We start from the raw sequence: 26768 nt of genomic DNA, 5'->3' as shown, positions 1-26768 counted from the left end.
ACTCATAGAAACGACAATATGAACGACAGCTTCCGTATAAGGCTTTACGCGCTCACCTGCATCGCATGGCTGGAGAAATCGATTTGCCGTCAACACCCCCTATGAAACGTTTGCAAAACTACAGCAAACCTTCCACATCGGCGAAGGCAGGGTCATGTTCGGGAATCTCACGAATCACATGCGCTGGATTGCCCACGGCTATGACATTCTCCGGAATGTCACGTGTCACCACGGACCCGGCGCCGATGATGGAATTCGACCCGATGGTCACCCCCGGCGTGACCGTCACATTGGCGCCGAACCACACGTTATCACCGATGGTCACGGCACTGGCATGCTCCCAGCCCGCCAGGCGGGTGGCAGCGTCCTTGGCATGGTTGGGTGTGGCGATGGTGCAGCGCGGACCGATCAGACAATCCTCACCGAGCGTCACATATCCGCCGCCGCACACCATGAAATCCTTGTTGAGGAACGTGCCGCGGCCAATGGTCAATCCGATACCATAATCGACATTGAACGGCGGCGTGAACTGCACGCCCTCCCCCGCGTCCGGGACCAGCTCGTGAAACAAACGGTACGCCTCGTCCGGATCATCGAAGAAGATGCGGTTGATCTTCGCGCAGGCGCGCATGGCCTCGCCTGTGAATTTCGGCAGCGACTTCGATTTGCGATATTGCGTCGGCTTGCCGGCGAACAGTTTGGTCAGATCCTCGTCGGACGCGATCAGCGCTTCCGTCTCCTGCGTCATATCCGTCTCCTTCATCACATTCCACCGCACTATAGTGAACGCTCACACCATACTATATTCACTTACTTGACCATGACGCATGAAACGTTACCCGGCGTATCGTGGCATCCACCGAACAGCATATATCGTTGACCATCAGGTCCGCATGCCGTCCACTCAGGCAATCCGGAACCGTTCGGATCACCTGTCGCCGCGAAATTCACCCAATATCGATTCATCGCATGGGACAAATCGTAATGCCAGCCTCGAAACGGCCGCCAGCTCGCAGGGAGCGTTCCGAACGAAAACCATAAATCGGACGAATGAAACGCACCGGCATCATCCCCCGGCATATCCACATCGAATCGATACCTGTATGGTTCCGAGCCGCCGCCTGACACCCATGCATCGATCATATCCAGATTGCCGCACTCACCCTCCGGATACGGAGTGCCATCAGGGCCCGGAACCATGAACTCGCCGGTCGTGTTCCCCACCAACAAATCACACGGAACGCGATGTCCCGCAATAAGCGCATCACGGTATTGCTCGACAAGGAATGTCCCATCGACGCAGGGAATCCAATTAGTCATCGGAGCCCATACGACATCATCACCCTGCCCAGACCAATCGCAAGCAGGAAAAGTCACCGCCGCCTCCAGCAGATCAGTCGCAGGAACAGAACGCGCCTCGGCAATCGATTCAACTTCCAGATACTTCAAAAAACGCGCTCCATTTCGCTGCGCATCCTCAAGAGACCACAGATGGCGATTGAACAGACCAGTTCCACCTCCAGACTGCATGATGACGCGTTGGAACAGACCATCGTTCATCGGCGAGACACTTTGCGCCAACGCGCTTGCGGCCCCTGCGGACTGGCCGAACACGGTAATGTTCGCAGGATCACCACCAAACAAGGCAATATTGTCCTTTACCCACTGAATGCCCATCCGCTGGTCAAGAAATCCGAAATTCGCACAAGGCCGTCCATCAACCGCTTCCTTTTCCAACATGGCATGCGCGAAAAAACCAAACACATTCAACCGATAAGCAATGGAGACCACCACCACGCCCTGACGGGCCAGCTGCTCTCCATTGAACTCCTTCTCACAGGTAGATCCAGTCTGAAACGCTCCACCGTAAAGCCATACCATCACAGGCAGCCCATGACCATCGCAACGGGAATCCGTACGAATCTCGGAACCACTGCCGCATCCACGCAAGGCCGGCGTCCAGATATTCAGATACAGACAATCCTCAGCCATCGGAGTGTCAGCGTCAATCTGCCATTCCCTGCCGTAGAACTCATCCGAGCCGGGCAGCGGCTGCATCGGCATCGGCGCGAAATCACCGGCTTCGAGCACGCCATCCCACGCTTCAGCAGGTTGTGGCTCACGCCAGCGTAACTCATCAACAGGCGGCTTGGCATATGGAATGCCCCGAAACACGGTGATCACAGGATCCGCGTCGGAGAATCCGGACACATCCTTGACGAATCATGACTTGTCTGCGCATGACTGCTCCTAATCAACCATGGGCAACGGCAGATGAAACGGCGGAAGCAGAACACCGTCCCCGTCGCAGATGAGACCGGATTCCGGGCTGTTGCTCCACGCATACCGCACCTCGTCCGGCATGCGCGACGGTATGCGCGCCACAATATCGCAACCATCCAGCCATGCCTCAGCCCGCACCGAAGTGGCGCAGTCGTGCCACAGGAAATCAATTTCTCGCGGAACGTCACCATCCAACGTCATCAGATGGCGATTCTGCGATTGCATCTGTTCGCCCATGGAATTCCGCCACACGCAGTGCATCCTCAACAATCCATCGTCCGCCTCTGCGGTTTCAACAACCGGCTGAGGCTGAGCCTGCTGGCCATACACAAAATCCATCGCGACATTGAATGCACGATCCGCGATGGTTTTCTTATCATGAGGATGCAAATCATTGCTTTCACCGGCATCAAGCGTCACCACCGCAGCCACGTGTTCAAGTTCGTCCGCCACTCTCCATTCCTGTTCTCGAATAAGCGGCCAACCACCATCCTCGATGGCGTCGATGTCGAATTTTGGAAGCTGGACGATCAGAAACGGCATATCCGGCTGATGCCATTTGACGCGCCACAATTGAATCATGGCCTTCAGCTCGTCACCATATTGCATGGCGCGATCGCCGGTATTCGATTCGCCCTGATACCACAGCACGGCCCGCACCGCATATGGAAAACACGGGGCGAGCATGGCGTTGTACAGGCCGGTCGGCTTCCATCTGACGAAATCCTCGAATGGGCAATCGCGGTCAGCTTCGGCGGTCACGGCATACTGCCAAATGCCGGACAGGTCGAAGATATCGTCTCCGATGGTCAGTGTCATCCGTTTGCCGGGCGTCACACGGCCGCCGGGCCGTTCAACGACCAGACGCATGCGGATTTCGTTCGCGCCGGCGCGCAACACGCCGGCTGCGACCGGATAGTCCCGCGGCTCATACACATTGCTTCGCCCACCGACCAACACACCATTGACCCACGTATGGTCGGCATCATTCATGGTGCCCAGACGCAGTAGGGCGGGCTTCCCCGCATCCGACGGAGGCAGGAACACGGTTTTTCTCATGGTAATCTCGCCGCGGAAACCGGCAAGTCCGCGATCCTTGTACCATCCAGGCAGGCGTATGTCATGCCATGCCACGTCGCGCGGCTCGATGTTCTTGGATTCCGGACAGTCCCACGCGATCAATGGCAGCCATTCATGGTGGGCATCGGCCACAGCCTCGTATCCAAGCGCCTGATACCACCGGTCCCGTTCGGCAACGGAATCGCGGCTTTTCTTCGACGCCACGCCATCGCCAAGATACGGCTCAAGGTCAGCGAGCGCTTCGGGGAACGCCCGCAATGCGTCGGCATCCATCCAGGATTCAATCGGCGATCCGCCCAATGAAACGTTCAACAGGCCGACGGGCACATTCAGCCACCGACGGATCCTGCGTCCGAAGAAATAGGCGAGCGCGGAGAAATCCCCAAGGGTTTCCGCATCGCACCCCTGCCAGAATGCATGGTCATGATCGCTGCGGGGACCGTTGAAGTCGCAATCGGGAATCGCTTTGTATTGCCGCAGCAATGGGTCAGGCTCACGATCCCACTCCAACGGATAGTCCGCACGCACCCAAGCCATGGGCAGTTCCATGTTCGACTGTCCCGAACACAGGAACACTTCTCCCGCATAGCATTGGCGCGAGATGCATTCGGTTCCGTCCTCATAACGCACCGTCAAATCGTACGGTCCGCCTGCTGTGATCGGACCGTACGACACGCTCCATGAGCCGTCGTCCCCCACCCGTGTAGTCCGGTCCTTGCCATCGAGGCGTACCAGCACGCCGCGTCCAGGGTCGCCGGTGCCCCAGATATGTATGGTCGCACCGGCCTGCAGCACGCAACCGTCGTCAAGCAGTTTCGGCAATCGCAAGACCATGCTCGTCCGCTCCTCATTGCCCATAGATTTCAATGCCGTCGAGTATGCCGGCTGACGACGGACGCTCTGTCGCCAGCCGGCACTGTCTACTGGTTATCGGAAAGCTCCCGATAGTCGAAGTAGTCGAATTCGGCCTGCGCGCCGTAGCCGGACAGATCGACGCAGGCAAGTCCCACGAACGCGCCTGTGAAGAAGCCGCCGTAACGTTGGTTCACGTAATCGTCGGACAGGATCTTCGCATCGAGCTTGACCGGAATCTCGGTGAAATGTTCTCCGTCGAAGGAATATTCGTAGGAATAGTATTCCGTGCGGACCTTGGTGCGCAGCCATACCGCTTCGGCGTCTTCGGGCACTACGATGGCGTCATCCTTGAGGAACGACGTATATTGGTTGAAATCGTTCTGAGCCACTTCGATGACCCTTGCATGTCGTTTCTCATCCCAAGTGACAAACGCCCATGACCAGCACAGGTCATCGTAATAGTTGGTCAGGCCTGCCATCTGCATGTAATTCTTCGGATCGAAACGCACCTTGGTTTCGGCGTCGAAATCAAATGCCTGCCAGCGACGAGCCACAAGAGACAAGTCAAACAGGTTGCACAGCGAGCCCTGACCACGCAATGCCAGTTTGCCACCGCCCACCGTGCCCATGGCGTCGGTGAACGGGACGCGTAGAGTGTTCCAATTCGGACCGAGCTCGCCGGAATCGAACTCATCATGTTCGTCACGCGTTGTTGGGGCCAAAGTCTCGATGGCATCTTTCGGAGCATCAACGTAACGCTGTCCGCCGTGACCTCCGACCACGCGCGGCCAACCGTCCTCATCCCATTCGACTTTCTGGATGGAGGTCTCGCGTCCGAGTGTGCACCATCCGCGGGTGCCATGGGCCGGTTCGGTATCATGACGCCACGGACGACCGCATAGGGAGGCGTAATACCACTCGCCGGACGGGGTGTCCACCAACGCTCCATGGCCCTGCTTCTGCAAATAGGTGTCAGGAGTGTCGAAGTTACCGATGAACGGGCCATTCGGCATAACTTCGAAGGAGTATTCGTCAAGGGTACGGGAACGCGCCACAGATTCCTGATGTTCATACACCGTGCCGCCTTCTGCGGCAAACAGGTAGTACCAACCATCCTTCTTGTATAGGTGGGGACCTTCGGTGATCTTCACCGAAGTGCCATCCCAGATGGTGCGGGCCGTTTCTGGCTTGAGCTTCATGGTGTCGACGTCGAATTCCGTCAACGTGATGCCGTCGAACTGGTGGTGGTATTCACGGAAATCCCATGTCTGCTGCACCAAGTATTTGCGGCCGTCGTCGTCATGGAACAGGCTGGCGTCAAAACCGACCCCGTTGATGCGAACCGGCTCGCTCCATGGCCCGTGGATGTCCTCGGCGGTGACCAAATAATTAGTGCAATCCTTGAATGCACCATTGACCACCTTGACATCAGTGTAGATCAACCAGAATTTGTTATCCGCATAGCTTAGGTCAGGAGCCCAGATGCCTCCCGAAGAGGGGTTTCCTCTCATATCAAGCTGGCTGGACCGGCTCAACGGGCTTGGAAGAATGTTCCAATGCACCAGGTCCTTGGACTCATGCAGGCGAACGCCTGGGAACCATTCGAAAGTGGAATTGGCAATGTAATAAGTGTCACCGACGCGAATCATTGAAGGATCGGCATGAAAACCGGTGAGCACCGGGTTGGAAATCTTCATAATGTACCTCTTGCATAAGAGATGAAGCCCGGAAGACGGAAAGGAACATCTTCCGGGCGTGGATTGTCACATTTCGTCAGCCCTTGACCGCACCTGTCAGGCCGCCGACGATCTTCTTCTGGAAGATGGTGAAACAGATCAGGGCCGGAATCATAGCCAGAGAGGTGAAGGCCAACACCTGTGCGGTGTCAACGGAGTGTTCGGAGCTGAACATCTGTACGCCAAGTGGCAATGTGTACTTGTTGGCATCACTGAGCACGAACAGCGGCAGCATGTAGGCATTCCAGCTTCCCACGAAGGTGAGGATTCCAGTGGTGGCCACGCCAGGCATGGACAGCGGAATGACCATGCGCCAGAAGAAGCCAAGGCGGGAGCATCCATCGAGAAGACAGGCCTCCTCAAGCTCATTAGGAATCGACTGTAGGAACGGCACCAAGATGATGATGGTCTGAGGAAGTCCGAAGGCAATTTGCGGAAGGATCAGACCCCACAGGGAGTTGGCCAGACCCAGATTGCGAATCAGCAGATACAAAGGTGTAATGCCAACGGTCATCGGGAACATGAGACCAGCAGAGAACAACGCGTACATAAGCGGCGCATAGCGGAATTTGTATCGGGCGATGACAAAGCTCACCATGATGCTAAGCACCACGACACCTACCATGGTGGCGATACCCACGATGGTAGAATTCTTCAGTTCCGTCCAGAAAATATCACTTTCGAAGACCGTCTTGTAGTTGTCGGGGACCCATGGGTTCGGCATCCCGGACGGATGGTTGGTGATCTGCGAATTGGTACGGAAACCGCCGAAGATAATGTACAACACCGGAGTGATGCAGATGGCCACAAGCACCAGGGAGAAGAAGTAGACGATTGGGTTGCCCCATGGCGTCTTGGATGACTTACGGTAACCATTCTTCTTGCTGTACTCGCTTTTGTTGGAATGTCCTGCGATTGTTGCGGCAGTCATCACTTCACCTCACTTGCCAGGGCAGCAACCTCACGATGCTGCACTTCTTTTGCGCGCTTCCTGGCACGCTTCTCGGCTTCTTTCTGTTCAGTAACAGCACCGTCCAAGTCACGGTTCAGCACGAACTTCTGATAGACGAGTGCGATGATCAAAGAGATCACGAAGATGATCAGAGCAACGGCGGAACCATAGCCATAGTTGCCGGCTCCACGACCTTCACGCACCATGTAGGTGGCCATGGTGGACACACCAGCGGTGGTCGACACATACTTGCCCCACACGATATAGACCAGATCGAAAAGCTGCAGAGAGCCAATCATGGAAAGGAACACCCAGATCCGCAACGTCGGAGCAAGCAACGGCAACGTGATGCTTTTCTGCATCTGCCAGAAACTCGCCCCATCCACCTTGGCTGCTTCATACAGTTCCTCGGGAATGGATTGCATGCCGGCGAGCATCAGAATTACGGCGAAACCGACGTATTTCCAGCTGATCAGCAACAGCAGCGTCCAAATAGCGATCTTCGGGTCGGCCAGCCAATCGGGACCATTGATGCCGAAGTTGGCCAGAATCTCATTGATGGCGCCCTTCTTCTGCAGCAACAGGCTCCATCCTGTGCCGACGATGACCTCGGAAACGACATACGGCACGAAGATGAGGGTGCGGATGAGACCACGCCCCTTGAACTTCTGGTTCAGCAGCAATGCGAACAGGATGGCGAGCGGAGCCTGGATGACCAACGAGCCGATCACGACCTCGAAGGTATGCAGAATTGCCGCCTGGAACGCGGGATCCTTAAGCGCTGTGATGTAGTTCTGGAGACCAACGAATTTACCTGTCTTGGAGGGAAGTCCGTAACCCTTCCACTGATAGAAGCCGTAATAAGCACCCAAGACGATAGGCAGAATCACAAAGCAGACGAACAGAAGAATCGCAGGTGCGGACAGTACGAAAATCTCAACATTACGACGCATTTTGCCATCGGACGGTTTCTTGGACCGCTTAGCGCGCAGCGTCACCGCGTCTTTGCTTGTACTTGACATGGTTTTCTCCACTACCAGATACGTTTCTCGAATAGGAAGGAGGGCAGATGAAAATCTGTCTATCCACCCTCCTTTGGCCTTCAACCAGCCATGTTCACTGTCAGCCCTTGGCCGCTGCGTCCTTCATCGCCTTGACGATGTCAGCCGAAGTCCCCTGTCCGGAAAGCAGATTCACCACTCCGGAATTAAGAGCGTTGCCAATATTTCCGCCGAGAGCGGTATCCATCCACAGCTGCATGCCATCGGACTTTTTCATAGCTTCGATGATGGCTTTAAGATTTTCATCGGTAACCGCATCGTAAGCTTCGGCGGAAGCCGGAATGGTGCTGAACGCAGTGGCGTATTTCTCCTGATTTGATTTCTCAGCCATGAAATTGACGAAATCAACAGCAGCGTCCGGAGCCTCGGGATTGACAGCGAAACCGGTCACAGCGCCCATCAAAGCACCTTCCTCGCCTTTTCCTCCGTCCACGGTCGGGAAGGCGAAGAAGCCAAGGTCAGCCATTGGCTTCTTGTCCGGAGTCAGGTCCTTGAGAACTCCAGGCTCCCATGTGCCCATGAGCTCCATCGCAGCCTTATGATTGGCCAGCAGACCTGCGGACGAGCTGGCGCCCTGCTGGGCCGTCGTGGTGAGGAATCCTTCGTTAAAAGCATTCGCATCCAACAAATCCTTCAGATCATCTCCGGCCTTGGTCCAGCAGGAGTCGGAGAAGTCCTTGTCATTGACGCCCTTGGCGTAGGCCTTCGGAGAGCATTCGCGCATGGACAACCAGTAGTACCAGTGACCGACCGGCCAAGCATCCTTGCCGCCGAGTGCGATCGGATCGATGCCAGCGCTGCGAAGCTTCTGCACATCGGTCTTCAGCTCGCTGAAGGTGGTCGGCGCGGCATCGATGCCAGCCTGCTTGAACAGATCCTTGGAATACCAGATGCCACCAGGCTGCACAGTGACTGGAACACCATAGACCTTGCCGTCATAGGACATGGACTCCAGCGCAGAAGACATCTGCTTCTTGACGGTGTCACTGATCTTATCAGTGAGGTCCATGGTCTGTCCGGCGTCAATCATGTCCTTGGTCTTGGCTCCACCAAGGGTCATGTACACATCCGGGCCGGAGGCGGGATCCTGCATAGCGGTGGTCAGCTTGCCTTCGAAATCCTCGTTTTGGATGGCCTGAATCTGAACCTTGACACCAGTCTTCTTCTCGAACGCTTTGGCCATATCCTCCCAATACTGCTTGCCGTCACCAGCTGTTGCGTTATGCCAGAACGTAATGGTCTTATCGTCTTTAGCACCAGTGCTGGAGCCGCAGGCACCCATGCCCAACATGGTCGCCACCGCAAGAGTGGCAGCTGCAATGGTTCTGAACTTCATTGTCTTCTCCTTATTGACCAAATCATCATCGACAAAATGATGGCAACGACAGGAATTTCTCTCGAATGGGTCGAATCGGGAAGCATGACCGCAACGAATGCTGCTGCAGCTCCCCTGGCAGACAGAGAATCAGCCTTTGACTCCCTTCGAAAATTTCCATTTCGTTTTCGTTGTACCTATAGACTACCGAAACAAATCACACAAAGTCAAGTTTTTTGTAAAATCAGAAAACTAATTATTTTTCGTTGATTTTACAACGTTTTTAAGTATTGCCAACATATCGAAAGTTTCGAAAAACGCAAACCGAAACTTTCGTTCGCGTTTTCGGATATGATGAGCATGAAGAAGGAGTGACTCATGCGCAATACGACAAAGAAAGCTACGGTACGACTCTCTGACATAGCTAAAGAGACCGGTTATTCCCTTTCCACCGTATCCAAGGCGCTCAACGGCAGAGCCGACGTTTCCGAAGAGACGCGGCAAACCATCAACGCGGTGTTGAAACGGTATGGGTATTCCCGTAAAGCGACAGGCGCGAAAAGCCAACGAATTATCGAAATCGTGTTCCAAGATTTCGATAATGTTTGGGCCCTTGAAGTACTCCGTGGCGCCATTCGCGAAGCCAAGTTGCATGATTTGAACGTCATCACCACCGAAGGCGGCAATCGCCAGCACCCGGACTCATCCTGGATTGACAACATGCTGCGTCGGCAGACAGATGGCGCCATTCTTGTCTTCTCCAGTCTGACACGTATCGAACGGAACAAACTGCATTCCAGAGGTATTCCCTTCGTCTTGTTCGATCCATTCGGTAATCCAGATCCAGACACGCTGTCGGTGCAAGCGGACAACTGGACCGGAGGCGTAATCGCCACCAGGCATCTGCTCGCACTCGGACATACCCGCATAGGCATCATCACCGGACCGGAGGAAATGATGTGTTCCAAAGCACGTCTGGACGGATATACATCAGCGCTTGCGGAACATGGAATCGAAACCGATCCCGAACTTATCACCGAAGGCGATTTCACCACTTCCGGCGGTTACGCACAGTCCATCTCCCTGTTGAAACGACCAAATCGTCCGACCGCAATCTTCGCCGGCAGCGATCTGCAGGCCATGGGCGTCTACGAGGCGGCAAGACAGCTGGGATTACGTATTCCGGAGGATTTATCCGTGGTCGGATTCGACGATGTGCAGACTGCCGCATTCCTTGGCCCGGCGCTGACCACCGTACGGCAGCCGCTCCAAGACATGGCAAGGGCCGCCGTACGCATGCTGGTCGAGGCGCTGTCCACCGACGACGTGATCCAACCGCACATCATCATGCCGACATCGCTAGTGGTACGCAACAGCACACAGCAACTCGAGGGTTAATCAGCGGGGCAAACCTCACAGGCACAACCGTAAGGGAGAACACAGCGCTCCTAGCCTTTCGACCCGTTTTCACCTCGTTCTAAGACGGCCCGTCGGAACACCAGCAGTGAACCATCCTGAAATTCCGTAGAATCTATGCCATGAAGCCGGCCATGCAACCGACGAACCCACCAGCCCATTCGGTGCTGAGGAAACGGGCATCGACACTCAGCAGGACCTGCCCCTGACGCACGAACGTCGCAGAATCAACCGGACCATGCATGCCAGTTACGATGACCGACAAGCGGTTGTCGTCGAAAAGTACCGCCGGACGCACTCCGTCAGCCTGTACGGCAACAGACCCAGCTTGCGAATCGTCTCCATTCACCATCTCGTAGCGCACATCCGTGCCATGCATCGAAAACACCGCGTAATGCGTGGAATTCTGCCGAATCACTAAAGAACCGGACATGGGAATCGGCATGAGCGTCGGCAGTTTCGCTATTCTGCGGTAGCTGACATCACGCTCGTCGCGCACCACCACATCGTTCGTCGAGCCATCAGCCACATCCACCAGCGCAGGTTCCACGTCACCGGCGAGCGAGGATTTCACCCTAGGCTCGATGGTGATGCCATCGTCTTCAGTAGTAACCGTGATCTCGTCGGCCAAGCGGCCAAGACCAGCGCACGTCACTGGCCATCCGGGGTCACCCTCATGCGTATCTAATGCACCGTTGCCGTCCAGCTTCCAATCGGCCGGATTATGTTCCCAGGATACCGGAGCGACAAAGCTCTCCCTTCCCAAGTAGCTCAATAATTCGCCGTCATGCTTTCCCCGCGTCTCCCTCACGCCGAGACACACCAGCCACCATCCCAGTTCCGGATGAAGCAACAGGTCCGCATGTCCCACGCATTGCAGCGGTTCCGACAAACCCAGATGTCGGTGGGTGAGAATCGGATTCTTCTTATCCGCGTGGAAGGCACGGATTGCGGTGCCAAGATAGCAGCGTTCCCCGTCACGAACCTGCGGAATGCACTCACCCGATTCGGATGCTTCCCGTTCGTAAGCTTCGAACGCCCGAAGCAGTCCATGCGGTGCATAGATGCGCATGGCCATTTCGCTATGTTCGAAACTGGTGCCCCCCTCAGCGGTCATCAGATACACATAATCACCCACGCGATAGAGATGCGGCGCCTCAGCCCACACCGATTCCATACCGTATCCGCGCCATATTACCGTCTTGCCCGATCCCGCAGGAAGACCGTCATCGACAAAAGTCCAAGTCTCCGGATTAATGCGTTGGGTCCAGACCTCGGTCTGGCCTTCCCATTGCGGATTGACCGCAGGACGGGTCTGGGTCCAGTACACATTGCCGTCCCCGTCCTCGAATATGTCTGGATCGATGCCTTCGGCGCCCTCGATCCAGAACGGCCCACGCCAAGGTCCGTCGATCGAGTCCGACTCAAGAACGAAGTTGCCTTCCGCCGCCTGGGCCGCATCCAATTCGGCCTGGGAGCATCCTTCCGCGATGGCTTTGCGTCCATTGATGCGAGCGATGGTGCAGGCAATCACGTATTTGCCACGAATCCTACGCAGCGTCGGCGCATAGACGCCACCCGAGTCATCCACGAAAGGAATGAGCAAACGTCTTGCCAACTCCTCATCTATGGCATCCGACACGTGTTTCCAGTGGGCCATATCCCTGGAAACGTAAATAGGCAAGCCTGGAACCAGTTCGAAGGTGGAGGTCACAAGCACGATTTGCCGAAGATCATCATCCCAAATCCAACTCGGATCAGGATGCATTCCGTGAAGAATGGGATTGGCGATGGTAATCGTTGTGGTCATAAGTACGCCTCATTCGGGAACGTTTGGATACATCACATCATTGCGAATAATCGAAATTTTCGCTTGGTCTAACAACGCACGCAAGCCGCTCACCGGCGATCTAGCCGGCAAACGACTTGCGTGCGAAGGAAATTTGAGGAAGGAGGAAGGAAAGAAAAGTGAGTGGTGTGCCGGAACACCGACGTTCGGCACACCACATCCGGCTCTGTCACAGTCGAGCCCCACTGTTTGATCCAGCGATGAATCAGGAGTCCTAACGGAAACTCCTTACTGCGCCCATGCCTCGGTCCTGCAATTCCGGAACGCTACGCGCGCCCAGTCATTGCTCGCCCTCGACTACCGTCTCGGACTTCGCCCGAGGCTACCTAAAACCCTAGTGAGTTTTCGGCTCACGCCTCGGCCAGGGCGTCGATCATGTAGTTGTTGATCGTGGCCTTGACGGACTCGAGGTGATCGGACTTGGTGGCTTCGATGAGCTTGGACTGCGGGATATCCAGAGCGTACTCCTCGAGGGAAGCCAGGGAGGCGGTGCCGTTCTCGACGGTTGCGCCGATGCCGGAATCGAAGGAGCTGTAGCGCTCGGCCTGCAGGTTCTCGATGACCTTGTCCTCGTGCATCTTGGCGGCGACCAGGAGGCCTGCTGCGAAGGAATCCATGCCTGCGATGTGGGAACGGAACAGATCCTCGGCGGTGAAGGAGGTACGACGCGGCTTGGCGTCGAAGTTCAGACCACCGTGAGGGCCGATCTGGCCTTCGGCGAGGACTTCCCACATAACGGTGGAGGTCTCGTACAGGTCGGTCGGGAACTCATCCATATCCCAGCCGATGAGCTTGTCGCCCTGGTTGGCGTCCAAGGAGCCGAGCACGCCGGCCTCGCGGGCGGTGCGGATCTCGTGCTGGTAGGTGTGGCCGGCCAGGTTGGCGTGGTTGCCTTCCAGGTTCAGCTTGAAGACGTCCATCAGATCATAGGTGCGCAGGAAGTTGATGGCGGTGGCGGCATCGAAGTCGTACTGGAACATCGTCGGTTCCTTGGCCTTCGGCTCGATCAGGAACTGGGCGTCCAGGCCGATTTCCTTCGCGTAGTCATGGCACATGTGGAAGAACTTGGCCATGTGCTCCTGCTCGCGCTTCATCTGGGTGTTCCACAGGTTCTCGTAGCCTTCACGGCCGCCCCAGAACACGTAGTTCTCGGCACCAAGGCGCTTGGCGATCTCCAGGGAGTGCTTCAGCTGGCCGCCGGCGTACGCGTAGATGTCGGCGAACGGGGAGGTGGAGGCGCCGGAGACGAAGCGCGGGTTGGTGAACAGGGAGGAGGTGTTCCACAGCAGCTTGATGCCGGTGGACTTCATGTTCTCTTCGATCTTGTCGACGACCTTGTCCAGGTTCTTGTCGGTCTCGCGCAGGGTGTCGCCTTCCGGAGCGATGTCGCGATCATGGAAGCAGAAGTACTCGACGCCGAGCTTCTGGAAGAACTCGAAGGCGTAGTCGACCTTGGCCAGGGCCTCGTCCTCCGGATCGGAATACTTGCCGTACCACGGACGCTGGGCGGTGCCGGTGCCGAACGGATCGACGAGCTGCTGGTCGAAGGTGTGCCACCATGCGACGCCGAAACGCAGCCAGTCCTTCATCTTCTTGCCGGCAACGACCTTGTCGGCATCGTAGTAATGGAAAGCAAGACCCTCCTGCGGCCCCTTTTCGCGACCGACGTACGGAATCTTATCGATATCCCACAGACCCATGGAATGCTCCTTTGCTTGGTTTACTTACGTAAAGCTTTATTTCGCAGCGGGCTTTCCGCCCGTCTTGGTCTACATAATAAATTGAATTACCTAAGTTTGTCAATTCGTTAAACTATACGGCGTTTCCATTGGAATCAAGCCATTTATCAATGCAGTGATACAGTGTGTTTGTTTGTTCGCATCGCGGCGCAACACCTGCGCGGCACACGGAAGCGCGGAATCGAAAGAAGGAACATATGAGCGAAAACGTCGACACCATCTGCGTGCAGGGAGGCTATCAGCCGGGCAATGGAGAATCCCGCACTCCCCCAATCATCCAGGCCACGACCTTCAAATACCAGTCGAGCGAACAGATGAGCCGACTGTTCGACCTGTCCGAATCCGGCTACTTCTACACCCGCCTGCAGAATCCGACCAACGACACCGTCGCCGCGAAGATCTGCGAGCTGGAAGGCGGCGCGGCCGCGATGCTCACCTCGTCCGGCCAGGCGGCGAACTTCTTCGCGCTGTTCAACATCTGCAACAACGGCGACCACATCGTCGCCTCCTCCGCCATCTACGGCGGCACGTTCAACCTCATCAACGTGACCATGCGCAAGATGGGCGTCGAATGTACCTTCGTCAGCCCGGACTGCACCGAAGAGGAACTTGAGGCCGCGTTCCAGCCGAACACCAAGGCCGTGTTCGGCGAGTCCATCTCCAATCCGGCGCTTATCGTGCTCGACTTCGAGAAGTTCGCGAACGCAGCGCATCGTCACGGCGTGCCACTGATCGTCGACAACACCTTCCCGACGCCGATCAACTGCCGTCCGTTCCAGTACGGCGTGGACATCGTCACGCACGCCACCACCAAGTACATGGACGGCCACGGATCCTGCGTGGGCGGCGCGATCGTCGATTCCGGCAATTTCGACTGGATGGCCCATGCGGAGAAATTCCCGGGCCTCACCACTCCGGACGACTCCTACCATGGCGTCACCTACGCGAAGGAATTCGGCAAGGCCGCATACATCACCAAGGCCACCGCGCAGCTCATGCGCGACTTCGGCTCCACTCCGGCGCCAATCAATTCGTGGATCATGGGCATGCATCTGGAATCCCTCGGCGTGCGCATGGAGCGCCACTGCGCGAACGCACTGGCCGTGGCCAAGTGGCTCGACGCCGATCCGCGCGTCAGCTGGGTGAGCTTCCCGGGCCTCGAAACGGACAAGTACCATGCGCTGGCGGAGAAGTACATGCCGAACGGCACCTGCGGTGTGATCTCCTTCGGCGTGCCGGGCGGCCGCGAGAAGGTCTCCGCGTTCCTCGACCATCTGAAGATGGTGTCCATCGCCACGCATGTGGCCGATGCGCGCAGCTGCACGCTGTATCCGGCCGGCACCACGCATCGCCAGCTCACCGAGGAGCAGCTTGAGGAAGCCGGCGTCGGCATCGACCTGGTGCGCCTGAGCTGCGGCATCGAAAACACGGCCGACATCATCGCCGACCTCGACCAAGCCCTCGCCGCCGTGCAGTGAGCCGCAGAAATCCGCCATCTCGCTTATGGATGGCGGATTTCTTCACCCGACCGATGCTATTTCGCTTATAGATGGCAGTCTTCTTGAATCGCTAAGGCCCTAGGGGGTAATATTCATACCTCTTAAGGCCTTTTTGTGGATTTCATCCGCCATCTATAAGCGAAATAGCATCATGCCGCAGCCCGATTCCGCCATTCATAAGCGAGATATGGGCTTGCCCAAGCCTTACAGACGGTTGCCCTTCCTCCGACCATCGGCTATCTGAGCAATCGTCATTCGCCCACATAGCCGCACAGGCTCCCCCAAACGCAATGACATCCTCTGCGCCACACGTTCCGCCAATTCCCTTTGAGAATCCTCATCCCTGAGATTTTCCGCCGTCACCTGGATATACAGCCATCCTTCATCCTCCAACGCTTCCCGACGTTTACTGTCAGCCAACCATCGCGAGGCATGATGCCTGCCGTCGTATTCAATGATGATTTTCAAATCCGGATAAGCCATGTCCGCGAAAAATACATGAGAATAGCCTTTGAGCCGAATGGCATAGTTCACTTCCGGACAAGGCAAACCATAACACAACAGAACAATTCGACTTCTCGTTTCCTGGGAAGAATCTGTATTCTCCCGCATCAGCCTGAGAGCCCTACGCATTTTCGACACTCCTCTCACCGCACGTAATCTGTCGGAGCCTGAATAGTTGGACAAATCGGACAAGCTATCGACATATATCCGAAACTCCTCCAGTGTGGCCTTTTTCATATGTCCATCACGCCGCATCATCGAATCACCCAAAACCACCAATTCTTCATCTTCAAGCCGATTGGCATGCATGGCCCATGTGGTCACGGAATCCGTGCATCGCAATCGACCATGATGAATCGGCATATGCGTCTGAGGTCCAGACCAAAGCACAAAACAAATTCCCTGCAGTATCGTTCGCACGCCGTTACTTTCAATCACCGCGTGCAGCGTATCAGCCAAAAGCCCTCCGCGCCGGTAGCGAGGCAGTTCGATGCCTTGTAAACTCAGTGCGGTATCAAGCGCGAACACCAGCCGCCTTCCGGTGCGCCTCTGCGCTTCGAGACATTGTTCGATGGTTCTTGTCCTCAGCCGTGCGAGGCTTTCCGAATATTGTGCTCCATTGTCCATAGCGCCAAAGTAGAGGAAATGTCGCCGCGCTGCCTACCGGCTTCCGGCAAACAGTGGATAAGTGGATAACTGCGCCCTTCCTTTTCTGATGCGGATAACCGTATCCCAGCGGAGGAATTCAAAGTGCGCATAGCCGATTGAGACGAGCGCGGCAATCGCAAGCATTGCAAAGATACTATGGCTGGCAATGAGGTCATTTTGTTGAATCGAGGATGTATGGGCGAACCGTATGTGATTGAGAATGTGTGTTTCGTGGGGTCCGATGAGTCTGTCGACATCACGATTGAGCAAGGGCGGATCGCGGATGTACGGTCTTCGGAAAAGTCGGTAGCCAAGGCTTCAAAAACGTGGATCATTCCCGGCTTGTGGGATTGTCACACGCACTTCACGCAGTGGTCGTACACGCTGGGGCGGCTTGATCTGATTGATGCCCGCAGCGCCGATGAGGCAATGAGTCTGCTACGCGAGCACTTGGAGGAACGCCGCGAATCCGGCACGCTCGACCCGGACCAGTACGTGGTCGGCATGCGGTTCAGACACTCCCTGTGGGCCGATGATGCCCAACCGACATTGGCTGCGATCGACGCGGTGTCGGGCGACCAGCCCGTGGCGCTGTCAAGCGCAGACATGCATTGCGGCTGGGTGAATTCAGCCGCGGCTCGTAAGCTCGGCGTGCATGTAGGCGAGTCGGGACTCGTCGGCGAGCTTGAATGGTTCGACGCTTACTGCAAGCTGGACAAAGGCCCCGGTGCGGCTGACGAGCTGATGCGATTGCTGCGCAACGCGGAACAGGACGCCGCCGGCAAAGGCGTGGTCGGCGTGCGCGACTATGAGATGGCCGAGAACATCGACACGTGGATTGACCGCTTCAAGCAGGGGCTTGACGGATTGCGCATCGAAGCCGGCGTTTACCCCGAACGACTTCAGCAAGCCATCGACGACGGCTGGCATACCGGCGACGAACTTCCCGGAAGCCATGGCTTGGGCCATGTCGGTGCGATGAAGATGATTTCCGACGGCTCGCTCAACACCCGATCCGCCTACTGCTCCACACCGTATTCGGGCATTACGCCGGAAACCTACGGCACGCTGAGCTACACCCCCGAGCAAATCGAATCGTATATGCGGCTCGCCACCGAACATGGCTTCGACATCGCCTGTCATGCCATCGGCGACGAAGCGAACACCATCGTGCTCGACTGCGCGGAACGTACCCACGCGCACGGCTCCATCGAGCATGCCCAAATGCTCAAGGAACGCGACATTCCACGTCTTGCGCAATTGGGACTTGCCGCGAGCATCCAGCCACAGCACGCCATGGACGACCGTGACGTCATCACACGATTCTGGGGCAATCCCGCCGGAATTCCCTACGCGTTCAACAGTTTGCACAAGTCTGGAACCAAACTGCTTATGGGCTCGGACGCGCCGGTCGCGCCGTTGGATCCGTGGCTGGCCATTTCCGCAGCGGTGTTCGGCACGGAGAGTTCCGATCGAGAGCCTTTCCAGTCTGAGCAATGTCTGGATTTCGAAACCGCTCTCGCTTCGTCCACCGCCCTGGGGCGTACGACGTTGCAAGCTGGAGATGCGGCAGACCTAGTGCTGCTGGATTGCGATCCGAGTGAGCTTGAGTCCCCTGAGGCCATGCGCGCCATGCCCGACCATGTGCTCGCCACTATGCTTGCTGGGTGCTGGACATATCAGTCTCACGTATCTCGCTTATAGATGGCGGAATCGGAAAGCCGCCCGATGCTATTTCGCTTATAGATGGCGGCGCCTCTACGTCATTAAGGTCTTAGAGGGTATGATTTACACCCTTTAAGACCTCTTCGCAAAATTCATCCGCCACCTATAAGCGAGATAGCACTGGACAAGCAGACGAATCCGCCATCTATAAGCGAGATACACGGCCAACAACGCACGAATGGCGCTTCAGTCTTTTTGGCAAAGCCATGGACAACCGCTCGAATGCTTCGTCGCTTTCCACGATGAGGCTGTCGATTTTGCGCTTGCCCAGCTCACTCAGCCATTCGTCTGGATCCGTGCAGGCGAGCGCGCCGGCCTCCAGGAGTAACGGCCTGTGGCCGCCAATCACCACTTCGTCTGCGCCGACGGCTTGGACCGGTCCGTTGAAATGCGCGAAAGACTCGTCAGGAACGTCCGATTCAGTTCCGGCAAGCACCGCCGCATATGTGGCATATAGTTCGCGCCGACGGACCGCATACTCAGAGTCCGATTCACCCGCACGCCTTCTGCCGTCCACAATGTACGGCTTTCCCGTGGTGATGTAGTGGAAGAAATGGCGATTGATGGCGTCGCATTCCTCCCGCATCACGTCGCGAACCACTTCGACGCCCGCTTCCTCAAGGATGCGAAGGCCTTTGCCCGCTACAATCGGGTTCGGGTCAACCGATCCGACCACCACGCGTGCGATGCCGTGCGCCAGAATCAAGGCAGTGCACGCCGGCTGCGATCCGACATGGCAGCAGGGTTCAAGCGTGTCGATGACCGTGGCGCCAGTCAGATCGATGCCGTGCGCGTCGGCATAGTCGAACGCCATACGCTCCGCATGCGGGCCACGATACCGGTCATGGTATCCGGTGGCGAGAACCTCGCCATCACGTACCACCACCGCGCCTACCAGCGGATTCGGGTCCACCCATCCCGCACCCTTGCGGGCCAGTTCAAGAGCCTGCGCCATAGATTCGCGGTATTGCAACATGTCTTCCATGACCCCAAGCATATTGCACCAGTCCAAGCCGCACACGTTGCACCTCACATCCCGAAGCCGACGCGAACGGTCAGGGAATGGACAGGTTCGCCCAGCCGTCCGTCTCGCAGCCATGCGACGCTACAATATTGGCAGACCGGCAACATCCAACGAGAGGAATCACATGCAACGTGAGATTATGACGTCCATCCCATTTTTGAGCCAGCCGTCCGCCGCAGCCGAGAACACCGAAGAGGATCTGGCCGTGGCACAGGACCTGAAAGACACGTTGGACGCGCATCGCAATGGTTGCGTGGGCATGGCGGCCAATATGATCGGCGTTCCCAAGCGCATCATCGCTTTTGTGGATGAGGATTTCGGCGGCCGCATTTTCGTGATGTTCAATCCACACATCACCGCCGAAGACGGCGCGTTCGATACGGCGGAAGGTTGCCTCTCGCTCCAGGGCGAGCGCCGCACCGTCCGATACCAGCGCATCGAAGTGGATTATATGGATCGGAAATTCCGCGAGCGCCACGCAGCGTTCACCGGTTTCACCGCGCAGATCATCCAACACGAGATCGACCACTGCGATGGCGTGATCATTTGATCGCCGGCCTGCCGCCCACCAATCAATAGCCGCCCGCCGAAAACAGCCAACCCACCACCCCGTACTCGAAAAGCACGGGAAAACAGGAAGAATCATCAACAAAGTCACGTACGGAGGTACGATTTCGCCCTCAAACGGTCGAAACATACCCCGTACGCGAAAACCCGATTTCACCGCGCAAAATCACCGCCACCGCACCTACGGGGACAACACCGGGACTCCCCTCTCTCCGGCGACATCTCAACTCGGTGCCATCGCGCGCACAGAGGCACACGGAGACACCCAGGCTCGGAGACCGCCGCAGCAGGCCACCATCACCACCAACCACGTACGGAGGCACGCTTCCATTCCCACACAACCGACCCACGACCGCTGTGTAGACGGGATATGGGATAATCGGCGATGGTACTTTGCGTATGGACACGGTCCGAAAACACTTGGCTTCGATGAGTTCGCAGCAGACTTGCGATTCGTCCGCAACCAGTCGCGCCGGCAACGCGCCACAGCACGGCGAACAAGTGCGATTTTCCGTCGACCGACATACGCAAAACGCTGGAATTCCAACGTTTCTTAAGGATGGAACACAACATTGGCTGAGTTTATTTACCAGATGATCAAGGCCCGCAAGGCTTACGGCGACCGAGTGATTCTTGACGATGTGACCCTGAGCTTCCTGCCGGGCGCGAAGATCGGCGTCGTCGGCCCGAACGGCATGGGTAAGTCCACGCTGCTGAAGATTATGGCCGGCCTCGACACCGTTTCCAACGGCGAAGCCTACCTGACCCCTGGTTTCACCGTCGGCATTCTACAGCAGGAACCGCCGCTGGATGACACCAAGACCGTCGGCGAGAACATCAAGATGGCATTCGGCCCGATCGCCGAAAAAGTGACGCGTTTCAACCAGATTGGCGAGGAAATGGCCAATCCGGACGCCGATTTCGACGCGCTGATGGAAGAAATGGGCAAACTGCAGAACGATATCGACGCGGCCAACGGTTGGGATCTCGACTCCCAGCTCGAGCAGGCCATGGACGCTCTGCAGTGCCCGGATCCGGATACGCCGGTGAGCGTGTGCTCCGGTGGCGAGCGCCGTCGTGTGGCACTGTGCAAGCTGCTGCTTGAGGCTCCGGACCTGCTGCTGCTCGACGAGCCCACCAACCATTTGGACGCCGAATCGATCCTGTGGCTGGAGCAGTTCCTGCACCAGTACAAAGGCGCCGTCATCGCCGTCACCCACGATCGTTACTTCATGGACAATGTGGCCGAATGGATCTGCGAAGTGGATCGCGGCCACCTGTATCCATACAAGGGCAACTACTCCACCTACCTGGAGACCAAGGCCAAGCGTATGGAGATCCAGGGCGCCAAGGACGCCAAGCTCGCCAAGCGCCTGAAGAGCGAGCTCGACTGGGTGCGTTCCTCGCCGAAGGCCCGTCAGGCCAAGAACAAGGCCCGTCTGGAACGTTACGACCAGATGGAGCAGGAGGCACGCAACAACAAGAAGCTCGACTTCTCCGAAATCCAGATTCCGGCCGGCCCGCGTCTGGGTTCCACCGTGCTGGAAGCCGAGCATATCCACAAGGCGTTCGGCGACCGCGTGCTCATCGACGACTTGAGCTTCACCCTGCCGCGTAACGGCATCGTCGGCGTGATCGGCCCGAACGGCGTAGGCAAGTCCACCCTGTTCAAGACCATCGTCGGCTTGGAGCCGTTGACCTCCGGTTCGCTCAAGATCGGCGACACCGTGAAGATCAGCTACGTCGACCAGAACCGTGCCGGCCTTGACCCGAACAAGAACCTGTGGGAGGCCGTGTCCGACGGACTCGACTTCATCGAGGTGGCCGGAGTGGAAGTGCCGACCCGCGCCTACGTGGCGTCCTTCGGCTTCAAGGGTTCCGACCAGCAGAAGCTGGTGGGCGTGCTGTCCGGCGGCGAACGCAACCGTCTGAACCTGGCACTGACCCTGAAGCAGGGCGGCAACCTGCTGCTGCTCGACGAACCGACCAACGACCTTGACGTCGAAACCCTGGAATCCCTCGAAAACGCGCTGCTCGCCTTCCCGGGCTGCGCCGTGGTGATCTCCCACGACCGTTGGTTCCTCGACCGTGTGGCCACGCACATCCTCGCATGGGAGGGCACCGACGAGAATCCGGCCAACTGGTACTGGTTCGAAGGCAACTTCCAGGCCTATCAGGAGAACCGCATCGCCCGTCTCGGCGAGGATGCGGCCCGCCCGCACCGCCTGCACCGCAAGCTGACCCGCTAAAGGCAGACAGATCCAATCGAGTCGCGTTAAGCGCAGATTTCAGCAAAGCGCCACCCTTCATTACGAGCGGTGGCGCTTTGCCATACGTCAACCGTTTGCCGCTAACCAACCGTTCATTCTTCTCACGTACTCGTTACAAAACAATCCGACGAAATTTACTACGTATGGATAGACTCGATGCCAGCATAAAGAGCTATCCACACGCGGAAGGAATCGAGGCCATCATGACGCAGACAGACATGACGCCGCTGCAGCGACTGGCAAAGGTGCTCCAGCTGGGCACGCCCTCAAACTATCGCAACCATACGTATATCAACGGCGAAAGCCTGTACTTCCCCACTGGCCGAGTCTACGGCGGACAGGTCATCGCGCAGTCGCTGATGGCCGCGTCGAGAACCGTCGCTCCATCCCGTCTGCCGAATTCCATCCACGGCTATTTCATTTCGGCCGGCGATATCCGTCAGGATCTGCTGTTCGACGTGGAAAATCTGCGTGACGGACGTTCCTTCTCCGCCCGTCGCGTGAATGTCACGCAGGCGCAGGGCTCGATTTTGACGGCAATCGCCAGCTTCCAGGAACATGACCAGGAAGGCATCGAATTCGCCGACCCGATGCCTGAGAACATTCCCGATCCCGACAGCCTGACCAGTGCGAAGCAACTGATGGAGCCGTATGCGGAACAGTCGCCGTTCGCCAAGTATTATGCGGAGAAGTCGCCGTTCGATATTCGCCATGTGACGCGCACCATCATGCTTGGCGCCGACAAGAAGAGCGCCAGCGAGGATTCCGGCAAGCAGATGGTGTGGATGAAGGCCGACGGCAAGGTGGACGTGCCGCAGGTCATGCATCGTGCGATGCTGGCGATGGGCTGCGACCAGATCATGCTGGAGCCGATTCTGCGCCGTGCTGGCTTAAGCATCGCCACGCCGGGCATTTCGTATGCGTCCATCGACCATTCGATGTGGTGGTACCGCGACATCGACATCAACCAGTGGCATCTGTACGTGCAAGACACGCCGACCGCGGCGCACGGACGCGGCTTGGGCCAAGCGAAGGTCTACACACAGGATGGCGAGCTGGTGGCCTGCATGGCGCAGGAAGCGATGTTCCGCGTGCCGAAGAAGGACTGAGACGGAGTTAAAGAAGGTCTGACGTTCAGACTTTCGATTTCGTGGCAGGATTCGTAGCCGATTTTGTAGACGCCTTCGTGGCGGCGGCCGCATAGCGATTGCGCTGTGCGGCCTTTTTCACGGCCGGACTTTCCGGCCCGTCGATAGGCGGGATGCGGCACAGCCACTCCCCCACGATGCCGACGATCATGTCGGCGACGCATACCACGCAGGCCACCACGCATTCGATGATGGCTTGGCTATAGAATTCCGCCTCACCATGCGGCAGACTCATGATGATCTGCCCACCGTACCAGCCGGGCAACGCCGCGCCCGCAAGTCCGAGCGCTTTGCAGGCCACCAGCGTGCCGAACGCCTTCTGCGGGTCCAATGGCTTGAGCTGCGCGCGTTTGACGGGATCTTTGGTCGTGTATTTATGAATCTGCAGAGCCATGTACAGCACCACACCACCCAACACGGCCAGCACCACCGGCACGATCCAGGGTGCGCCAACCAACGGCAGGCCTGAAATCTCGCCGTATTTCGCCAATCCCATGCCGGCCAGCACGCCAAGTGCGGCCGCAAGGACGAATGACCACCAAGGGGTTCTGCGTGCCCTCATAGCGTGTCTCCGATAATCCAATTGTCGGTCAGCATGCCCACTTGCGCGGCGTCCGGAGCCATCGCCAGCAGGAACGCGACCGGATCCCTGCCGAGTTTCGCGTCCGGATCCATGTCGAACCATGGGGCGAGCACGGCCGCATGCTCACGTGCGGACGGCCACGGCACCATGCAATCAGGTTCGTTGCGGACCACGCCTTCCATGTCCACAAGGTCGAGGTCGAGGTCATCCGAAATGGAGGATGACACCGATTCCAACGCACCGATAAGCTCACGCGCGTCCATGCGCGTGGAAATCTGCATGACGGCGGCCATTTTGTCCGGATAGTCGTCGACCTGGCTGACATGGTACAGCGGCGAAATACCTTCCACCTGGTTGCCGGGAAGCGCGTCGATGGCCACGATTGCCTGACGGAACTGGTGTTCCGCATCAGTTGAAACGCTATCCAGGGAAATGACCGCTCGACGGGATGCCGGTCCCGGTTTCGCCGCGGCCGCAGCGGCTGCTTTGGAGGCCGCCGTACCTTCCGGAAGTTCAATGGAATCAATGGATTCAACAGAATCGGCATCGTCAATCGCATCAACGTCATCTGCAGACGTCCCAATGTCGGAATCGCGAACTATGGGATCCTGAGCTCCGGCAACCATCCAATCGTCCGCGATCTCATCGATATGGTCGCGGTCGGACGTTTCGTGCAGCAGTTGCGCCACGGAACCGGCGTGCGCTCCCCCGAGTTCTGCGTCCGGTTCAAGCGCAAGCCACGGCCCCAATACGAAAGCCCGCTGCCATGCGCGCGGATGCGGCAACGTCAGGTCGGGGTCGGCGCTTTCCTGCCCGTCAAAGTCGATGATGTCCAAATCGAGCGTGCGCGACGTCCAATGGTCGGTGCGCACGCGACCATGTGAGGCTTCGATGCGCTGCAAACCGGCCAGCAGTTCGGCGGCCGAAAGCCTGGTATCCACGGACACGACCGCATTGCGGAATTCCGCAGTACCTTCCGGCATGCCCCATGCGTCGGTCCGATAGAGCGGCGACACCCCCGTCACCTGCGTGGAGGGAAGCCCATCAATGCACCGAACGGCGTCACGCAAGGTGGCGGTCACATCGCCCTGATTGCCTCCCATGGCGATGATGGCATGATGCACCTGCCCATGTTCCGACGACCGCTCACGCGATGGACTGTCAACTGTTTCACGGGAACGTTCCACGGTCACGCTGACATCGTCGAACGGCACGGTGATCGGCGCATTCGGCTTATGCACGGTGACCTGCGTGCGGCACACGGCCGGAAAGCCGAGAATCATGCCGACGATACGATTGGCCAGCTTTTCAATCAAATCGACGTGTTCGCCTTCGATGATGGCCACGATGCCTTTGGCGATCGCACCATAGTCGACGGTGTCGTTCAGATCGTCGGAACGGCCGGCGGCAGCGAGGTCGAGGAACAGCGTGGCGTCCACCACGAAGGTCTGGGCCCGCTCATGCTCGAAGTCGAGCACGCCATGTTTGCCCGTCGCGCGGATTCCCGTCAGTCGAATCTGATCCATACCAGCCTTCCTTTGCCGTTCCTACGTTCCGTATTCCTATTATTTCCGCGATTGCGATGTTGTGACTATCTGCGATTCGCACGGTCACGCGTTCGCATACTCGCGCCATGCGTTGCCGACGGCGACCGCGTCGCGGCTTTTCGCCACGTCATGCACGCGCACGGCCCACACGCCATGTTCCGCGCACAGGGCGCTGATGGCCGCGGTGGCGTTGTCTTTTGAGGCCATGTCCGGCTCGGTCACACCGGCGCCGGCAAGCAGCGAGCCGACGAAACGTTTGCGGGACGCGCCGATCAGCACCGGATAGCCAGTCGCGTTGAACCGGTCAAGCGCCGCCAGAATCGGCAGGTTATGCTCCACGCCCGGCTTGGAGAAGCCCAGGCCCGGGTCGATGATGACCTGTTCGGCCTGCACCCCGGCTTCAAGCACCGCATCCACCTGACGCATCAGCTCGTCATACACGTCATTCACCACGCCATGCTCGTAGCGGGAGGTGTCGGCGTCCGGCACATTGCCTGCGGCGCCGGCAAGCCAGCCACGCCAATGCTGCACGATGTACAGGCAGTCGGAATGGTCGGCCACCACATGCGGCAGTTCGCGGTCCAACTGGCCGCCGGACACGTCGTTGATGATCTGCGCGCCATGTTCGAGCGCGGCCAACGCCACCGAAGCGCGCGTGGTGTCGATGGACAGCACCGCCCCTTCGGGAATCAGCGCGTCCACAGCGCCCAGCACACGGGCCTTCTCGTCGGCTTCGCTGACGCGTTTGGCTCCCGGACGGGTGGATTCCGCTCCGATGTCGATGATGTCGGCACCGGCTTTCATCATCGCCTCGCCATGGGCTTTGGCCGCCTCCGGAGCAAGCCAGAGGCCGCCGTCGGAGAAGGAATCCTCCGTGATGTTGAGCACGCCCATCACCAACGTGCGCTGGCTATCATGAATCGCCTTCATATCAATCGCCATCGGTTTTCTTCCTTCATTCATTCCG

At 57.7% G+C, this 26768-nt stretch carries 20 protein-coding genes; 6 read left to right on the top strand and 14 right to left on the bottom strand.

Annotated elements, in window-relative coordinates:
• Positions 1–118: 118 nt before the first annotated feature.
• From BAD_RS02285 to BAD_RS02255, 7 genes are all read right to left on the bottom strand, one after another.
• Positions 119–748 carry a sugar O-acetyltransferase gene (locus tag BAD_RS02285; RefSeq protein WP_021913013.1) on the bottom strand — a complete coding sequence of 210 codons (630 nt, stop codon included), beginning with the start codon at positions 746–748 and terminating at the stop codon, positions 119–121.
• 62 nt (positions 749–810) lie between these two features.
• Complete coding sequence (locus tag BAD_RS02280; RefSeq protein ID WP_011742894.1) at positions 811–2211, bottom strand: carboxylesterase/lipase family protein; 1401 nt, start codon at positions 2209–2211, stop codon at positions 811–813.
• Positions 2212–2250: 39 nt separating this feature from the next.
• A complete protein-coding gene (locus tag BAD_RS02275) occupies positions 2251–4197 on the bottom strand; it encodes a sialate O-acetylesterase (RefSeq protein ID WP_231837104.1) in 1947 nt (648 codons plus the stop codon).
• 86 nt (positions 4198–4283) lie between these two features.
• Positions 4284–5915 (bottom strand): glycoside hydrolase family 43 protein, encoded by a 1632-nt coding sequence (locus BAD_RS02270; protein WP_011742892.1) that lies wholly within the window; start codon positions 5913–5915, stop codon positions 4284–4286.
• Positions 5916–5991: 76 nt separating this feature from the next.
• Positions 5992–6885 (bottom strand): carbohydrate ABC transporter permease, encoded by an 894-nt coding sequence (locus tag BAD_RS02265; protein WP_003808319.1) that lies wholly within the window; start codon positions 6883–6885, stop codon positions 5992–5994.
• Complete coding sequence (locus BAD_RS02260) at positions 6885–7928, bottom strand: carbohydrate ABC transporter permease (RefSeq protein ID WP_003808317.1); 1044 nt, start codon at positions 7926–7928, stop codon at positions 6885–6887. The genes BAD_RS02265 and BAD_RS02260 overlap by 1 nt, the downstream gene beginning before the upstream one ends.
• A gap of 100 nt (positions 7929–8028) precedes the next feature.
• Positions 8029–9303, bottom strand: a complete 1275-nt coding sequence (locus BAD_RS02255) for an ABC transporter substrate-binding protein (protein ID WP_050731443.1) — start codon at positions 9301–9303, stop codon at positions 8029–8031.
• A gap of 357 nt (positions 9304–9660) precedes the next feature.
• On the opposite strand from BAD_RS02255, the gene BAD_RS02250 reads away from it, so the two are divergent.
• Complete coding sequence (locus tag BAD_RS02250) at positions 9661–10680, top strand: LacI family DNA-binding transcriptional regulator (protein ID WP_011742889.1); 1020 nt, start codon at positions 9661–9663, stop codon at positions 10678–10680.
• A gap of 133 nt (positions 10681–10813) precedes the next feature.
• Here BAD_RS02250 and BAD_RS02245 read toward each other — a convergent pair whose 3' ends face one another.
• On the bottom strand, positions 10814–12508 hold the full coding sequence (locus BAD_RS02245) for a glycoside hydrolase family 43 protein (RefSeq protein WP_011742888.1): 1695 nt from the start codon (positions 12506–12508) through the stop codon (positions 10814–10816).
• Positions 12509–12897: 389 nt separating this feature from the next.
• Complete coding sequence (gene xylA / locus BAD_RS02240; RefSeq protein ID WP_011742887.1) at positions 12898–14247, bottom strand: xylose isomerase; 1350 nt, start codon at positions 14245–14247, stop codon at positions 12898–12900.
• A 236-nt stretch (positions 14248–14483) separates the two neighbouring features.
• On the opposite strand from xylA, the gene BAD_RS02235 reads away from it, so the two are divergent.
• A complete protein-coding gene (locus tag BAD_RS02235; RefSeq protein WP_003808298.1) occupies positions 14484–15764 on the top strand; it encodes an O-acetylhomoserine aminocarboxypropyltransferase/cysteine synthase family protein in 1281 nt (426 codons plus the stop codon).
• Positions 15765–15989: 225 nt separating this feature from the next.
• On the opposite strand, the gene BAD_RS02230 is transcribed toward BAD_RS02235, so the two are convergent.
• A complete protein-coding gene (locus tag BAD_RS02230) occupies positions 15990–16916 on the bottom strand; it encodes a DUF559 domain-containing protein (protein WP_011742886.1) in 927 nt (308 codons plus the stop codon).
• 216 nt (positions 16917–17132) lie between these two features.
• Here BAD_RS02230 and BAD_RS02225 point away from each other — a divergent pair, with 216 nt between their 5' ends.
• Positions 17133–18641 (top strand): amidohydrolase, encoded by a 1509-nt coding sequence (locus tag BAD_RS02225; RefSeq protein ID WP_041777259.1) that lies wholly within the window; start codon positions 17133–17135, stop codon positions 18639–18641.
• 166 nt (positions 18642–18807) lie between these two features.
• Here the strand turns inward: BAD_RS02225 and BAD_RS08615 are convergent, their stop codons facing one another.
• Positions 18808–19647 (bottom strand): bifunctional diaminohydroxyphosphoribosylaminopyrimidine deaminase/5-amino-6-(5-phosphoribosylamino)uracil reductase RibD, encoded by an 840-nt coding sequence (locus tag BAD_RS08615; RefSeq protein ID WP_231837103.1) that lies wholly within the window; start codon positions 19645–19647, stop codon positions 18808–18810.
• 163 nt (positions 19648–19810) lie between these two features.
• Here BAD_RS08615 and BAD_RS02215 point away from each other — a divergent pair, with 163 nt between their 5' ends.
• From BAD_RS02215 to BAD_RS02205, 3 genes are all read left to right on the top strand, one after another.
• A complete protein-coding gene (locus tag BAD_RS02215) occupies positions 19811–20236 on the top strand; it encodes a peptide deformylase (RefSeq protein WP_003808289.1) in 426 nt (141 codons plus the stop codon).
• 589 nt (positions 20237–20825) lie between these two features.
• Positions 20826–22502 (top strand): energy-dependent translational throttle protein EttA, encoded by a 1677-nt coding sequence (ettA, locus tag BAD_RS02210; protein WP_041777258.1) that lies wholly within the window; start codon positions 20826–20828, stop codon positions 22500–22502.
• A gap of 224 nt (positions 22503–22726) precedes the next feature.
• Positions 22727–23632: an acyl-CoA thioesterase gene (locus BAD_RS02205; protein ID WP_011742880.1), complete on the top strand. Its 906-nt coding sequence runs from the start codon at positions 22727–22729 to the stop codon at positions 23630–23632.
• Positions 23633–23657: 25 nt separating this feature from the next.
• On the opposite strand, the gene BAD_RS02200 is transcribed toward BAD_RS02205, so the two are convergent.
• From BAD_RS02200 to folP, 3 genes are all read right to left on the bottom strand, one after another.
• A complete protein-coding gene (locus BAD_RS02200; RefSeq protein ID WP_041777257.1) occupies positions 23658–24233 on the bottom strand; it encodes a DUF3180 domain-containing protein in 576 nt (191 codons plus the stop codon).
• On the bottom strand, positions 24230–25780 hold the full coding sequence (folK, locus tag BAD_RS02195; protein ID WP_011742878.1) for a 2-amino-4-hydroxy-6-hydroxymethyldihydropteridine diphosphokinase: 1551 nt from the start codon (positions 25778–25780) through the stop codon (positions 24230–24232). The genes BAD_RS02200 and folK overlap by 4 nt, the downstream gene beginning before the upstream one ends.
• A gap of 84 nt (positions 25781–25864) precedes the next feature.
• On the bottom strand, positions 25865–26743 hold the full coding sequence (folP, locus tag BAD_RS02190; RefSeq protein ID WP_041777256.1) for a dihydropteroate synthase: 879 nt from the start codon (positions 26741–26743) through the stop codon (positions 25865–25867).
• Positions 26744–26768 lie beyond the last annotated feature (25 nt).

It is taken from the genome of Bifidobacterium adolescentis ATCC 15703, from assembly GCF_000010425.1.
GTDB classification, from domain to species: Bacteria; Actinomycetota; Actinomycetes; order Actinomycetales; family Bifidobacteriaceae; genus Bifidobacterium; species Bifidobacterium adolescentis.
The sequence above is the reverse complement of the archived record's forward strand: the minus strand, read 5'-3'. Positions and strand labels throughout refer to the sequence as shown.